The 13,114-nt window shown below is 73.1% G+C and carries 14 protein-coding genes; 7 read left to right on the top strand and 7 right to left on the bottom strand.

Features of this window, described 5'->3' with window-relative positions; translation table 11 throughout:
* The first annotated feature begins 157 nt into the window (after window positions 1–157).
* Together ACFXA3_RS17785 and ACFXA3_RS17790 are read left to right on the top strand one after the other, a co-directional pair.
* Complete coding sequence (locus tag ACFXA3_RS17785) at window positions 158–970, top strand: J domain-containing protein (RefSeq protein ID WP_385187762.1); 813 nt, start codon at window positions 158–160, stop codon at window positions 968–970.
* 71 nt (window positions 971–1,041) lie between these two features.
* On the top strand, window positions 1,042–1,386 hold the full coding sequence (locus ACFXA3_RS17790; RefSeq protein ID WP_385187763.1) for a rhodanese-like domain-containing protein: 345 nt from the start codon (window positions 1,042–1,044) through the stop codon (window positions 1,384–1,386).
* A 47-nt stretch (window positions 1,387–1,433) separates the two neighbouring features.
* Here ACFXA3_RS17790 and ACFXA3_RS17795 read toward each other — a convergent pair whose 3' ends face one another.
* The 6 genes from ACFXA3_RS17795 to paaA form a co-directional block, all read right to left on the bottom strand.
* Window positions 1,434–2,576, bottom strand: coding sequence for an acyl-CoA dehydrogenase family protein (locus tag ACFXA3_RS17795; protein WP_385187765.1), 1,143 nt, complete (start codon window positions 2,574–2,576; stop codon window positions 1,434–1,436).
* Window positions 2,577–2,717: 141 nt separating this feature from the next.
* Window positions 2,718–3,845, bottom strand: coding sequence for a 2Fe-2S iron-sulfur cluster-binding protein (locus ACFXA3_RS17800; protein ID WP_385187767.1), 1,128 nt, complete (start codon window positions 3,843–3,845; stop codon window positions 2,718–2,720).
* Window positions 3,846–4,331 carry a 1,2-phenylacetyl-CoA epoxidase subunit PaaD gene (gene paaD / locus ACFXA3_RS17805; RefSeq protein ID WP_385187786.1) on the bottom strand — a complete coding sequence of 162 codons (486 nt, stop codon included), beginning with the start codon at window positions 4,329–4,331 and terminating at the stop codon, window positions 3,846–3,848.
* 53 nt (window positions 4,332–4,384) lie between these two features.
* The gene (gene paaC, locus ACFXA3_RS17810; protein ID WP_385187769.1) at window positions 4,385–5,155 is read right to left on the bottom strand and encodes a 1,2-phenylacetyl-CoA epoxidase subunit PaaC; all 771 of its coding nucleotides are present in this window, start codon (window positions 5,153–5,155) and stop codon (window positions 4,385–4,387) included.
* Window positions 5,152–5,436, bottom strand: coding sequence for a 1,2-phenylacetyl-CoA epoxidase subunit PaaB (gene paaB / locus ACFXA3_RS17815; protein WP_385187770.1), 285 nt, complete (start codon window positions 5,434–5,436; stop codon window positions 5,152–5,154). The genes paaC and paaB overlap by 4 nt, the downstream gene beginning before the upstream one ends.
* Window positions 5,433–6,440: a 1,2-phenylacetyl-CoA epoxidase subunit PaaA gene (gene paaA, locus ACFXA3_RS17820; protein ID WP_385187772.1), complete on the bottom strand. Its 1,008-nt coding sequence runs from the start codon at window positions 6,438–6,440 to the stop codon at window positions 5,433–5,435. The genes paaB and paaA overlap by 4 nt, the downstream gene beginning before the upstream one ends.
* Before the next feature lie 135 nt (window positions 6,441–6,575).
* Here paaA and ACFXA3_RS17825 point away from each other — a divergent pair, with 135 nt between their 5' ends.
* From ACFXA3_RS17825 to ACFXA3_RS17835, 3 genes are read left to right on the top strand one after another with little or no spacing between them, the layout of a single operon-like run.
* A complete protein-coding gene (locus ACFXA3_RS17825; protein WP_385187774.1) occupies window positions 6,576–7,313 on the top strand; it encodes a DUF5819 family protein in 738 nt (245 codons plus the stop codon).
* Window positions 7,298–8,518, top strand: coding sequence for an HTTM domain-containing protein (locus tag ACFXA3_RS17830; RefSeq protein WP_385187776.1), 1,221 nt, complete (start codon window positions 7,298–7,300; stop codon window positions 8,516–8,518). The genes ACFXA3_RS17825 and ACFXA3_RS17830 overlap by 16 nt, the downstream gene beginning before the upstream one ends.
* Before the next feature lie 10 nt (window positions 8,519–8,528).
* On the top strand, window positions 8,529–9,272 hold the full coding sequence (locus ACFXA3_RS17835; protein ID WP_385187778.1) for a TrmH family RNA methyltransferase: 744 nt from the start codon (window positions 8,529–8,531) through the stop codon (window positions 9,270–9,272).
* 34 nt (window positions 9,273–9,306) lie between these two features.
* On the opposite strand, the gene paaN is transcribed toward ACFXA3_RS17835, so the two are convergent.
* Entirely contained in the window at window positions 9,307–10,989 is a 1,683-nt protein-coding gene (gene paaN, locus ACFXA3_RS17840) for a phenylacetic acid degradation protein PaaN (protein ID WP_385187780.1), read from the bottom strand.
* Window positions 10,990–11,156: 167 nt separating this feature from the next.
* Between paaN and ACFXA3_RS17845 the strand changes: the two genes are divergently transcribed.
* Together ACFXA3_RS17845 and ACFXA3_RS17850 are read left to right on the top strand one after the other, a co-directional pair.
* Window positions 11,157–12,689: a 3-hydroxyacyl-CoA dehydrogenase gene (locus ACFXA3_RS17845; RefSeq protein WP_385187782.1), complete on the top strand. Its 1,533-nt coding sequence runs from the start codon at window positions 11,157–11,159 to the stop codon at window positions 12,687–12,689.
* A partial coding sequence (locus tag ACFXA3_RS17850) for a TetR/AcrR family transcriptional regulator (RefSeq protein WP_385187784.1) occupies window positions 12,686–13,114 on the top strand: 429 nt, incomplete at its 3' end. The genes ACFXA3_RS17845 and ACFXA3_RS17850, both read left to right, overlap by 4 nt.

Here is a 13,114-nt window from a genome sequence, read left to right on the forward strand (position 1 = left end):
GGTCTGTGGCCGGGGTCTGAGGCCGTTGTCTGAGGGCGGTTTATGAGGCCGGGGTCTGAGCGGACACGGTCCCGGGCCGATGTTCCTCCCCCGGCCACCGCCGGGAGGTTCCCCCGGTGAAACGTCGATCCGGGCCCACCGGCCTTAGGGTGGCCGGGTGAGCGAGCAGCAGACTGAAGAGACGGGCGACGAGCGTCCCGAGGCGCGCCTGGAGCGGGCCGTACGGGCCGCCGAGCAGGCGCTGATCGAGTTCGAGATCGCGGTGGAGACCTTCCGGGTGGAAGTCGAGAACTTCTCCCGGCTGCACCACCAGAAGCTCGGCCCGATGTACTCGCGGCTCGACGAGCTGGACGCGCTGATCGCCGAGGCGAAGGCGGCGCGCAGCGGCGATGCCGAGGACCTGCGCCGGGCCCGGGACGCCCGCTCGCTGGTGATGCCGATGCCCGGGGTGGACGAGCTGTTCCACGACTGGATGGACGCGGAGGGCATCTCCGACGACGCGTCCGCGATGCTCACCGACCGCCCCGTGCAGCCCCCGCAGCGGGTGCGGCCGACGGAGGAGGTCCGCCGCCTCTACCGCGAGCTGGTCCGCCGGGCCCACCCGGACCTCGCCCGGGACGATGCCGAGCGGGAGCGCCGGGACGCGTTCATCGCGCGGGTCAACGCGGCCTACGGGCGGGGCGACGAGCAGCTGCTGCGCGAGCTGGCCGACGAGTGGGCGGCGGGTCCCGTACCGGAGGCCGTGCGGCAGCTGAACGAGAGCGAGGAGCTCTACGCCCGGCTGGAGTGGCTGGCACGGCGCAAGGAACTGCTGTCGGTGCTGGCCCGGGAGCTGGAGGACGGCGCGATCGGATCGATGCTGCGGATGGCGCCCGAAGACCCGGACCGGCTGCTGGAGGAGATCGCGGAGCAGCTGCTCGCGGATGTCGCGAAGCGCGAGGCGGAGCTGGCGGACCTCACCGCTCGGTGATCCGGTTCGGCCGCGCCGCGGGCGCCGTCCGATAGGTTGGGAAACAGATCTGCGATGAGAGAAGGCGACGTATGAACTTCGGACCGCTTCCCTCGGTGGACGCCGCCGCGGTGCCCTCCGAAGGCTTTGTCCTCGACGTCCGTGAGGACGACGAATGGGCTGCCGGCCACGTGGAAGGTGCTCTGCACATCCCGATGAGCGACTTCGTGGCCCGCTTCGGCGAGCTGACGGAGGCCGTCGAGGACGGCCGCCGCGTGCATGTGATGTGCCGGGTCGGCGGGCGCTCCGCACAGGTCACCCAGTACCTGGTGCGCCAGGGCCTCGACGCCGTGAACATCGACGGCGGCATGCAGGCCTGGGACGGTGCCGGGCGCCCGATGGTGACCGACAACGGGAACCCGGCCTTCGTGCTCTAGGGCTTTTCCCCGGGTCGTGCCGGGCGCCGGGTGCCGGCTCCGCGGGCTCAGGCGAGGGCGTGGGCGGCCAGCAGGTCGCCCAGCGCCTCCTCGTGGGCCGCGGCCGGGCCCAGCTGGAGCTCCAGCTGCTTGGCCCACGCGTGGTAGCGGTGCAGCGGATAGTCGGTGTCGGCGCCGAAGCCTCCGTGCAGGTGCTGTGCCGTCTGCACGACCCGGCGCACCCCCTCCGAGGCCCAGATCTTGGCGACGGCGACGTCCCCGGCGACCGGCAGCGGGCCGCCGGCCCCGCCGGTCGCCGTGTCGAGCCGCCAGGCGGCCTGCCAGAGGGTGGCCTCCATGGCGCGCAGGTCGATGTAGCGGTCGGCGGCCTGGACGGCGACGGCCTGGAACGTGGCCACCGGGAAGCCGAACTGCTCGCGCTTGCCGGTGTACTGGCCGGTCATCGCGAGAACCTGCTCGCCGAGCCCGAGCGCCAGGGCGCAGGTCCCGGTGGCGAGGAGCCGGTGGAGCCGCTCCCAGGCGCCCGGGGTGTCGATGAGGTGCGCCGCGGGCACCCGCACGCCGTCCAGGGCGAGTTCGGCGAGCCGTTCCCCGCTGGTGGAGACCTGGCCGGCCAGCGCGAGGCCCTCGGCGGTGCGCGGGACGAGCGCGAGGACGGCCTCCCCCTCACCGGCGTGGGCGGGTACGGCGATCCAGTCGGCGCCGTGGGCCCACGGGACGGCCGTCTGCACCCCGTCGAGGATCCAGAACGGGCCCTCGCGCCGTGCGGCGACGGCGAGTTCGGCGGGATCGTGGCCGCTGCGCCCATGGGCGGCGGCGGTCAGGACGACCGTCCCGCGGCCGGCGCCGGGCAGCAGGGCGGCCGCCAGCTCGGGGCTGCCGTGGGCCTGGACGGCCATGGCGGTGGCGCAGTGCTCCAGCAGCGGCACCCGGGCCAGCACCCTCGCCGCCTCGCGCAGCACCAGGCACAGGGCGATCGCGTCGAGGCCCGCGCCGCCGTGCTCCTCGGCGAGGACCAGGCCCAGCAGGTCGGACGCGGCGAGCTTGGCCCACAGCGGCCGGTCGAAGTCCTCGGCGACGGCCTCCGGGGTCAGGGCCGGGCTGGGGACGCCGTCCGGGGCGACGTCCGCGAAGACGGCCTTCGCCGCCTCGACGGCGGCCTGCTGCTCCTCGGTGAAGGTGAAGTCCACTGCCTGTCCTCCCGCGCGCACCGGATCCCGTCAGGCCCGGTCCGGACCTGACGGTGCGTCAAGATAGAGCAGGTTGCCGAAGAAGCACAGCCTCGGAGGAGCACGGCCCCGGGGACGCCCCGCCCCGGAGCCGGCGCGGCCTCACCGGTCGAAGTCGATCTCCACTTCCTCGGTCACCGCGTGCGACTGGCAGGCCAGCACGAACCCGGCCTCCGTCTCCTCCGCCTCCAGCGCGAAGTTCCGGTCCATCCGGACCTCGCCCGTGACCAGGAACGCCCGGCAGGTGCCGCAGACCCCGCCCTTGCAGGCGTACGGGGCGTCCGCGCGGTTGCGCAGCACGGCGTCCAGCAGGGATTCGCCGTCCTGGACGGGCCAGGTCCCGGAACGGCCGTCGAGACGCGCCGTGACCCGTACGTGGGACGGGGCCGTGGCCGGGGCCGGGGCAGCCGCGTCCTCGACGTGGAAGACCTCCTCGTGGATCCGGGTCCGGACCACGCCGAGGGTGCCGAGGGCCCGCTCCGCGCCCATGACCAGCCCGTACGGGCCGCACAGGAACCAGCCCGTCACCTCCGCGACGGGCAGCAGCGCGGGCAGCAGGGCCTTCAGCCGCTCCTCGTCGAGCCGGCCGGAGGGCAGCCCGGCCTCCTGCTCCTCGCGGGAGAGGACGGTCACCAGCTGGAACCGGTCAGGGAAGCGGTCCTTGAGGTCGGCGACCTCGTCCAGGAACATCGTCGAGGCGGCCGTACGGTCGCTGCGGACCAGGCAGAACCGGGCGTCGGGCCGCGCCGCCAGCAGCGTCGCGGCGATCGACAGCACCGGGGTGATGCCGCTGCCGCCGACGATCGCCGCGTAGTGCCCGGCGGCCGGGGCGGCGGCCGGCTCCAGGACGAACCGCCCGGCCGGGACCATCACGTCCAGCACGTCCCCGGCGGCGATCTCCTTGTGGGCGAACGTGGAGAACTCGCCGCCCTCCACCAGCCGCACACCGACCCGCAGTGCCGCCGGGCCAGGGCCCGCGGCATCCGGGGCGGGCGAGCAGATCGAGTACGTGCGGCGGACCTCCACGCCCCCGGGGGTGCGCCGGCGCAGCGTGAGGTGCTGGCCGGGGGCGTGCAGGTACTCGCCGCGCAGCTCCTCGGGGACGCGCAGGGTCAGCGCCACGGAGTCGTCGGTGAGCCGGTCGACCGCCGCCACCGTCAGCGGGTGGAAGGCGCCGTGGCGCGCGGGGCGCCCGGAGCCCGACGTGGGCGACGGCGTGGACGCGGCCATCTACAGCTCCTTGAAGTGGTCGAACGGTTCACGGCAGGCGGTGCAGCGGCGCAGCGCCTTGCATGCGGTGGAGGAGAACCGGCTGAGCAGTTCGGTGTCGGTCGACCCGCAGTTCGGGCAGCGGACCGAGAGGGCGACCGGGACGGGCCCGCCGGCCGCGTGCGGGCGCGGCGGGGCGATGCCGAACTCGGCGAGCTTGCGCCGCCCCTCGGCGCTGATGTCGTCGGTCGACCAGGCGGGCGCCAGGACGGTGCGCACCCGCACGTCCGGGATGCCGTGGCCGGTCAGGGCCCGCTCGATGTCGGCGGACATGGCCTCGATGGCGGGGCAGCCGGTGTAGGTCGGGGTCAGGGTGACCTCGACGTGCCCGTCCTCGTACATCCGCACGCCGCGCATCACGCCGAGCTCGGCGAGGGTCAGCACGGGCAGCTCGGGGTCGGGCACGGAGCCGGCGATCCCGGCCAGCTCCGCCTCCAGGCGGGTCATGGCCTCGGTGGCCCCGGGGTCGCCCGCCGGGGCCGTGGCGCGGGGCGCGTCCGTCACCATGACGCCCCCGGATGGCTGCGGTGCAGGTGCTGCATCTCGGCGAGCATCCTGCCGAAGGACTCGGTGTGCAGGCCCTGGCGGCCGGCCCCGGCGGCCCAGGCGCCGGTGCGCGGGCCCTCGGGGAGGGTGAGCCCGGCCCGCTCCAGTACGGCGCCCACGGCGGCCAGCCAGCGCTCCTCCAGGGCGGCCCAGTCGACGCCGTCGACCCCGTCCACCGGCTGGAACATCTCGCCGGTGTACTTCCACAGGGCGTCCAGGGCGGTCCGCATGCGGGCGCGGCTCTCCTGCGTGCCGTCGCCGAGCCGCAGCGTCCACTGCTCGGCGTGGTCGCGGTGGTACGCGGTCTCCTTGACGGCCTTGGCCGCCAGCGGGGCGAACGGGCCGTCACCGGCGGCGAGCTCCGCGTAGAGCTCGTGCTGGTGGAAGGAGAAGTAGAGCTGACGGGCGATGGTGTGGGCGAAGTCCCCGTTCGGCTGCTCGACCAGCTGGAGGTTGCGGAAGGACCGCTCCTCGCGCAGGAACGCCAGCTCGTCCTCGTCACCGGCCATGGACAGCAGGAGGCGGGCCTGGCCGAGCAGGTCGAGCGCGATGTTCGCGAGGGCGACCTCCTCCTCCAGGACGGGGGCGTGGCCCGCCCACTCGCCGAGGCGGTGGGAGAGGATCAGGGCGTCGTCCCCCAGCGCGAGGGCGGCCGCCGCCGTGGCGTCGGAGGTCGTGACGTCGGAAGCCGTGACGTCGGAGGTCGTGACATCGGTGCCGTTCACAGGTGGTGCACCCCCTCGGGGATCTCGTAGAAGGTCGGGTGCCGGTACGGCTTGTCCGCCGAGGGGGCGAAGAACGGGTCCCGCTCGTCCGGGGAGGACGCGGTGATCTCGTTGGAGGGGACCACCCAGATCGAGATGCCCTCGTTGCGCCGGGTGTAGAGGTCGCGGGCATTGCGCAGAGCCATCTCCGCGTCGGGTGCGTGCAGGCTGCCCGCGTGCGTGTGCGAGAGACCGCGGCGCGAACGCACGAACACCTCCCACAGTGGCCAGTTCTGCGTCATACGCCTGCCTCCTCGTTCTTCGCGGTGCTCTGTGCACTGTGCTTCTGCGCGTACGCCGCGGCCGCCTCGCGGACCCAGGCGCCTTCCTCGTGCGCCCGGCGCCGCTGGCCGATCCGCTGTTCGTTGCACGGGCCGTTGCCCTTGAGCACGTCCCAGAACTCGGCCCAGTCGATCGCGCCGAAGTCGTGGTGCCCGCGCTCCTCGTTCCACTTCAGGTCCGGGTCGGGCAGGGTCAGGCCCAGCGCCTCGGCCTGCGGGACGGCGATGTCCACGAAGCGCTGGCGCAGCTCGTCGTTGGAGTGCCGCTTGATCCGCCACGCCATGGACTGCGCGGAGTGCGCCGACTCGTCGTCCGGCGGGCCGAACATCATCAGCGAGGGCCACCACCAGCGGTCCACCGCGTCCTGCGCCATCGCGTGCTGCGCCTCGGTGCCCTTGGACAGGGCCATGAGGAGCTCGAAGCCCTGGCGCTGGTGGAAGGACTCCTCCTTGCAGATCCGGACCATCGCGCGGGCGTACGGCCCGTACGAGCACCGGCAGATCGGCACCTGGTTGGTGATCGCCGCGCCGTCCACGAGCCAGCCGATCGCACCGACGTCGGCCCAGGTCAGCGTGGGGTAGTTGAAGATCGAGGAGTACTTCTGCTTGCCGGAGTGCAGCTTGTCGAGCAGCTCGTCGCGGCTGGTGCCGAGGGTCTCCGCGGCGCTGTACAGGTAGAGGCCGTGCCCGGCCTCGTCCTGCACCTTGGCCATCAGGATCGCCTTGCGGCGCAGCGAGGGCGCACGGGTGATCCAGTTGGCCTCGGGCTGCATGCCGATGATCTCGGAGTGGGCGTGCTGGGCCATCTGGCGGACGAGCGAGGCCCGGTACGCCTCGGGCATCCAGTCACGCGGCTCGACGCGCTCGTCGGCCGCCACGGCGGCGTCGAAGGCTGCCGCGAGCTGTGCCCCGAGGTCAGCCCCGAGGCCTGAGTCCTGCCCCGTTTCCGGGGTCACTGCCACCATCCCGGCCCCCTGCCAGAGATTGTTGACCGCCCGACCGACCGATCGTTCGGTTCGTACTCTTCAATGGTGGGTCGGCGGCCCGTAGGGTGTCAACCTCTGAGGTCAACCCTGTGGACGCCGGACGATCGGGGCGGGATGGATTCGAACGAGCGCGAGCCCGCGGAAGACGCTGTTCCGCCGGTCGATCCGCCGGTCGATCCGCCGGTCGATTCGCCGGTCGATCCGCAGGCCGGTCCCGCGGCCCGCCCGGTGCCCCCGCGGGCTCCCGGAATAGCCGGCCTGTCCGCCCCGTACCGCGTCGTCACGGCCCTCGCGCTGGCCGCGGTCGGCCTCGCCGCCTGCGGACACCTGGCGCTGGTCTTCCTGCACGTCGCCCCGTCCAACACGGTGAGCAAGCAGCACGCGCAGACGGTCGACGACTGGATCTATCCCGAGTTCGAGCAGAACTGGAAGCTCTTCGCCCCCAACCCGCTCCAGCAGAACATCGCGGTGGAGGTGCGGGCGGAGATCCGCTCCGCCCCCGGCGGCGAGCCGGTCTCCGTCGGCTGGCGCGACCTGTCCGCGCAGGACGCCGCGGCGATCCGGCACGGCCTGCTGCCGAGCCACACCCGGCAGAACGAGCTGCGGCGGGCCTGGGACTTCTTCACCGGCTCGCACGACGAGGACAACAAGCCGATCGGCGAGCGCGGCGAACTGTCGGAGCGGTACCTGCGGCGGATCGCGCTGAACCGGCTCGCGGAGGACGACGTGCGGGGCGAGATCGTACGGATCCAGCTGCGCTCGGCGACGCGGGCGGTGCCGGCGCCGCCGTGGAGCGAGGAGAAGACCGACACCCGGACGTACTACCGGGAGCTGCCGTGGTGGACGCTCTGAGGCGGGCGCGCGCCGCCGCCGGCCGGGCGGTCGCGCAGGTCAGCGGGCGGTCGCTGGGCCCGTACCAGAGCGCCGTCGTCAGGATCGGCTTCTCGGCGACCTGGCTGCTCTTCCTGCTGCGGGAGTTCCCGGACCGCGGTGAGCTGTACGGCCCGGACGGGCCCTGGAGCTTCGCGCTGGCGGAGCGGCTGATCGCTTCGAACCACGCCTTCACGGTGCTGATGTGGTCCGACTCCGCGCTCTGGTTCGAGACCGTGTACGCGGTGTCGGTGCTGTCGAGCCTGCTGCTGGTGCTGGGCTGGCGGACGCGCGCGACGTCCGTCGTGTTCATGATCGGGGTGCTGTCCCTCCAGAACCGCAGCGTGTTCATGGGCGACGGCGGGGACAACGTCATCCACCTGATGGCGATGTACCTGGTGCTGACCCGGTGTGCGCAGGTGTGGTCGCTGGACGCGCGCCGCGCACGGCTGCGGGGGTCGGCCTCTGAGGGCGCGGCCGGACCGGTCCTGTGGGTCGTGCTGGGCGCGGTGTTCGCGTACGGGGCGGTGACCGCGTCGTTCGGCTACGGCTGGCTGGCCGCGTTCGCGGCGCTGTGGGTCGTGTCGGCGGTCTGGTGGATGGTGGACCGGTACGAGCCGGAGGGCGAGGGGCGGGCGGTCCTCGACGTCCTGGCGAACCTCGTGCACAACGCGGGCATGCTGGTGATCATGGCGGAGGTCTGCCTGATCTACGCGACGGCCGGCTGGTACAAGATCCAGGGATCGCGGTGGCAGGACGGGACCGCGCTGTACTACCCGCTCGGACTGGACTACTTCACGCCGTGGCCGGGCCTGTCGGCGGTGCTGGCGGGGAGCGGGACGCTGGTGATGCTGCTGTCCTACGGGACGGTGGTGGTGCAGGTCGCGTTCCCGTTCACGGTGTTCAACCGGCGGGTCAAGAACGTGCTGCTGGCGCTGATGATGATGGAGCACGCGGGGATCGCGGTGCTGCTGGGGCTGCCGTTCTTCTCCATGGCGATGATCGCCGCCGACGCGGTGTTCCTGCCGACCGGGTTCCTGGTCTGGCTCGGCGCCCGGGCCGCCGGCCGGGTGCGGGCGGCCGCGCCGGTGCCCGAGGCGGCCGCGCAGGCTGCCGTTGCGAGACCCGCCCCGGTGGCGGGGGAACCGGTCGGCCGGGTGGGGAAGGTGCAGGCCGGGGGACCGTAGGGTCGGGGTCATGAGTGAGCTGAGCGGGCGGGAGTGGCAGGACGCGGCCGAGCGGGGGGACCTCGTGGTCCTCGACGGGTTCCACGCCCTGAAGCACGCCCTGCGCTTCGGGGCGGACGTGCGCGACGCGGTCGCCGGTGACCCGGACGCCGTACGGGCGCTGGCCGACGAGCTGGCTCCGGACGTCGCGGACGAGATCGGGCGGCTGGTGCGCAAGGCCGACCTGCGCACGCTGCTGCCCCGCGTCCACCCCACCGGGGTCGCGGCGCTGGCGGTACGGCCCGACCGGGCCGCGGGACGGGCACGCCTCGACCGGCGGCCGCGGACCGCGCCCGTCGTCGTGCTCGACAACCCGCGCAACCTCGGCAACGTCGGGGCCGTGGTCCGGCTGGCCGCGGGCTTCGGCGCCACGGGCGTGGTGACCCGCGGCGACCTCGACCCCTGGCACCCGAACGTGGTCCGGGCCGGGGCCGGGCTGCACTACGCCACCACCGTCGACCGGGTGGAGCTCGACACCCTGCCCGCCGGGCCGCTCTACGCGCTCGACCCGGAGGGCGAGGACATCCGCGCCCTCACCCTCCCGGACGACGCCCTGCTGGCCTTCGGCTCGGAGCGGCAGGTTATATCACCCGAGGGGCGCGCCCGGGCCGACCACCTGGTGTCCCTGCCGATGCGGCCGCAGGTGTCCAGCTACAACCTGGCCACGAGCGTGGCCATGACCCTCTTCCACTGGGGAGGGCCCCGGGCCGACTAGCACGAAACGGACGACCCGGGGGGTGGCTTGTCCCCTAGGCCTGGCGGCGGATCTCCACCATGCGGAAGCGGTTCGAGACGAACGCGCCGTCGCAGAGGGCCGCGTTGGCCGCCGGGTTGCCGCCCGAGCCGTGGAAGTCCGAGAACGCCGCGGTCTGGTTGACGTACACCCCGCCCGTGAGGTTCAGCGACAGCTGCGCCGACTCCTCCAGGCAGACCTCCTCGATGGCCCGCTCGGTGTCCGCCGACGTCGTGTACGCGCCGACCGTCATCGCGCCCTTCTCGCGCACCGTGCGGCGCAGCAGTTCCAGCGCGTCCGCCGTGGAGTCCACGGCCACCGCGAAGGAGACCGGGCCGAAGCACTCGGAGAGGTACGGGGCCTCCGGGTCCGGCTTGGCCGCGTCCAGCTTGACCATGACGGGGGTGCGGACCACCGCGTCCGGGAACTCCGGGTTCGCCACCTCGCGCGAGGCCAGGGCCACCTCGCCGAGGGCGGCGGCCGCCTCCAGGCGTGCCTTGACGTCCGGGTTGACCAGCGCGCCCAGCAGCGCGTTGGCGCGGGCGTCGTCGCCCAGCAGGCCGCCGACCGAGGCCGCGAGGTCGGCGACGACCTCGTCGTACGACTTGTGGCCGGCGTCCGTCTCGATGCCGTCCCGCGGGATCAGCAGGTTCTGCGGGGTGGTGCACATCTGGCCGCTGTAGAGGGACAGCGAGAACGCCAGGTTGGAGAGCATGCCCTTGTAGTTGTCGGTGGAGTCGACGACGACCGTGTTGACGCCGGCCTTCTCCGTGTAGACCTGGGCCTGGCGGGCGTTGGTCTCCAGCCAGTCGCCGAACTCGGTGGAGCCGGTGTAGTCGATCAGCTTGATCTCGGGGCGGACGGCCAGGGACTTGGCGATGCCCTCGCCCGGCCGCTCGACGGCCAGCGCCACCAGGTTCGGGTCGAACCCGGCCTCGGCGAGGACCTCGCGGGCCACCTTCACCGTGAGCGCCAGCGGGAGCACGGCGCGCGGGTGCGGCTTGACCAGCACCGCGTTGCCCGTGGCCAGCGAGGCGAACAGGCCCGGGTAGCCGTTCCAGGTCGGGAAGGTGTTGCAGCCGATCATCAGCGAGATGCCGCGCGGGACGGCGGTGAAGGTCTTGCCGAGGTCCAGCGGGTCCTTCTTGCCCTGCGGCTTCGACCAGTCGGCGCGGGCCGGGACGCGGGTCTGCTCCGCGTACGCGTACGCCACCGCCTCCAGGCCGCGGTCCTGTGCGTGCGGGCCGCCCGCCTGGAACGCCATCATGAAGGCCTGGCCGCTGGTGTGCATGACCGCGTGCGCGAACTCGTGCGTCCGCGCGCCGATCCGAGCCAGGATCTCGATGCAGACCAGGGCGCGGGCCTCGGGCCCGGCGTCGCGCCAGGCGCCCATGCCGGCCTTCATCGCGGGCAGCAGCACGTCGGGGTCGACGTGCGGGTACTCGACTCCCAGCTCGGGGCCGAAGGGGGACACCTCGGCGCCGGTCCAGCCGTCCGTACCGGGCTGGCCCAGGTCGAAACGGGTGCCGCGGACGGCCTCGAACGCGGCGAGCCCGTCGGCCGGGGCGGTCTCGCCGTAGGCCTTGGGGTGCTCGGGATGCGGGGACCAGTAGGCGCGGCTGCGGATGGCCGCCAGGGCCTGCTCCAGGGTGGAGCTGTGCTTGTCGGACAGCTGGGGGACGGTGAGCTCGGCGGCCATCAGGGACCAACTCCTCGTTGAGCCGGGCAAGATCAGGCTGGGTCGCAGACTGAGATCAGGCAGGGGCGGGTGAAGAAGAGCAGACTGGAGTTAGAGTAACCGAACGATCGGTCGGGACAAGAGGGCCCGGCGGACCTGTGGACAACCCGGTGCGGGAGGATCAGGACATGACAGCAATCGAGCGGTCCCGCACTGTGGCGGTCGTCGGCGCCGGGACCATGGGGCAGGGCATCGCCCAGGTCGCCCTCCTCGCAGGTCACCCGGTGCTGATCTACGACATCAACGACGACCTGGCCACCGGCGGCGTCGCCATCGTGCAGGACCGCGTCGACCGCATGGTCGCGAAGGGCCGCCTCGACCGCGCCGGGGCCGAGGACGCGATCGGCCGGATCCGTGCGACCTCCGCCGTCGCCGACCTCGCCGGTGCCGCCCTCGTCGTCGAGGCCGTCGTCGAGGACGTCGCCGTCAAGCGCGCGGTCTTCGAAGCGCTCGAGGACGTGGTCGCGCCGGACACCCTGCTCGCGACCAACACCTCCTCCCTCTCCGTCACCGAGCTCGCCGCCGGCCTCGTGCACCCCGGCCGCTTCCTCGGCCTGCACTTCTTCAACCCGGCCCCGCTGCTCCCGCTCGTCGAGGTGGTCAGCGGTTTCGCGACCGACCCGGCCGCCGCCGAGCGCGCGTACCGCACCGTGCTGGGCTGGGGGAAGACGCCGGTCCGCTGCGCCGACACCCCCGGGTTCATCGTCAACCGGATCGCCCGCCCCTTCTACGCCGAGGCCTTCGCGGTCCACGAGGAGCAGGGCGCCGACCCCGCCACCATCGACGCCGTGCTCCGCGAGAGCGGCGGCTTCAAGATGGGCCCGTTCCAGCTGACCGACCTGATCGGGCAGGACGTCAACGAGGCCGTCACCCGCTCCGTCTGGGAGTCGTTCTTCCGGAGCCCCAAGTTCACCCCGTCCCTCGCGCAGCGCCGGCTGGTGCAGTCGGGCCGGCTGGGCCGCAAGTCGGGCCACGGCTGGTTCCCGTACGGTCCGGACGCCGAGGCCCCGGCCCCGCACACCGCCGGTCCCGAGGCCGCTCCGGAGAAGGTCACCGCGGTCGGCGACCTCGGTCCGGCCGCCGGGCTGGTCGAGCTGCTGGAGGAGGCCGGGATCGCCGTCACGCAGACCGAGCACGGGGGCCCGTACATCCAGCTGCCCGGCGAGGGCCAGCTGGTGCTCGCGGACGGCAAGACCTCGATCGAGTTCGCCGACGTCGTCTACTTCGACCTCGCGCTCGACTACCGCGGCGCCACCCGGATCGCGCTCTCCGCCGGCGAGGACACCAGCGAGCGGACGCTCTCCGAGGCGGTCGGCCTGTTCCAGAAGCTCGGCAAGAAGGTCTCCGTCATCGGCGACGTGCCCGGCATGATCGTGGCCCGTACGGTCGCGATGCTGATCGACCTGACCGCCGACGCCGTCGCCCGCGGCGCGGCCACCGCCGAGGACATCGACACGGCGATGCGGCTCGGCGTCAACTACCCGCTGGGCCCGTCCGAATGGCACGAGCGGCTCGGCCGGGACTGGGCGTACGACCTGCTGCACCACCTCGACGAGCGCTGTCCCGGCGGCCGCTACGCGCCCTCGCTGGCGCTGTTCAGGCTGGGCTACGCGGAGAGTGACGAAGAGGGCGACGAGAACTCCGTGGAGGAGACCGCATGACGACGGCCCGGCGGGACACCTACACCCCCGAGACCCTGCTGTCCGTCGCCGTCCAGGTCTTCAACGAGCGCGGCTACGACGGCACGTCCATGGAGCACCTGTCCAAGGCGGCGGGCATCTCGAAATCCTCCATCTACCACCACGTGGCCGGCAAGGAGGAGCTCCTGCAGCGCGCCGTCAGCCGTGCGCTCGACGGCCTCTTCGCCGTGCTGGAGGAGCCGGGCGCGGTACGCGGCCGGGCGGTCGAGCGGGTCGAGTACGTCACGCGCCGCACGGTCGAGGTCCTGGTCGCCGAGCTCCCGTACGTGACGCTGCTGCTGCGGGTGCGGGGCAACACCCGGACCGAGCGCTGGGCCCTGGAGCGGCGCCGCGAGTTCGACCACCAGGTCGCGGAGCTGCTCAAGGCCGCGGCCGCGGACGGGGAC

The organism is Streptomyces sp. NPDC059456 (genome assembly GCF_042750055.1).
Taxonomy (GTDB): Bacteria; Actinomycetota; Actinomycetes; order Streptomycetales; family Streptomycetaceae; genus Streptomyces.

Excerpts from the sequence above, each read along its gene's own strand:
- ACFXA3_RS17790 (WP_385187763.1), top strand. The coding sequence starts at position 1,042 with ATGAACTTCGGACCGCTTCCCTCGGTGGACGCCGCCGCGGTGCCCTCC.
- ACFXA3_RS17800 (WP_385187767.1), bottom strand. The coding sequence starts at position 3,845 with ATGGCCGCGTCCACGCCGTCGCCCACGTCGGGCTCCGGGCGCCCCGCG.
- paaD (WP_385187786.1), bottom strand. The coding sequence starts at position 4,331 with ATGACCCGCCTGGAGGCGGAGCTGGCCGGGATCGCCGGCTCCGTGCCC.
- paaB (WP_385187770.1), bottom strand. The coding sequence starts at position 5,436 with ATGACGCAGAACTGGCCACTGTGGGAGGTGTTCGTGCGTTCGCGCCGC.
- paaA (WP_385187772.1), bottom strand. The coding sequence starts at position 6,440 with ATGGTGGCAGTGACCCCGGAAACGGGGCAGGACTCAGGCCTCGGGGCT.
- ACFXA3_RS17825 (WP_385187774.1), top strand. The coding sequence starts at position 6,576 with ATGGATTCGAACGAGCGCGAGCCCGCGGAAGACGCTGTTCCGCCGGTC.
- ACFXA3_RS17835 (WP_385187778.1), top strand. The coding sequence starts at position 8,529 with ATGAGTGAGCTGAGCGGGCGGGAGTGGCAGGACGCGGCCGAGCGGGGG.
- paaN (WP_385187780.1), bottom strand. The coding sequence starts at position 10,989 with ATGGCCGCCGAGCTCACCGTCCCCCAGCTGTCCGACAAGCACAGCTCC.
- ACFXA3_RS17845 (WP_385187782.1), top strand. The coding sequence starts at position 11,157 with ATGACAGCAATCGAGCGGTCCCGCACTGTGGCGGTCGTCGGCGCCGGG.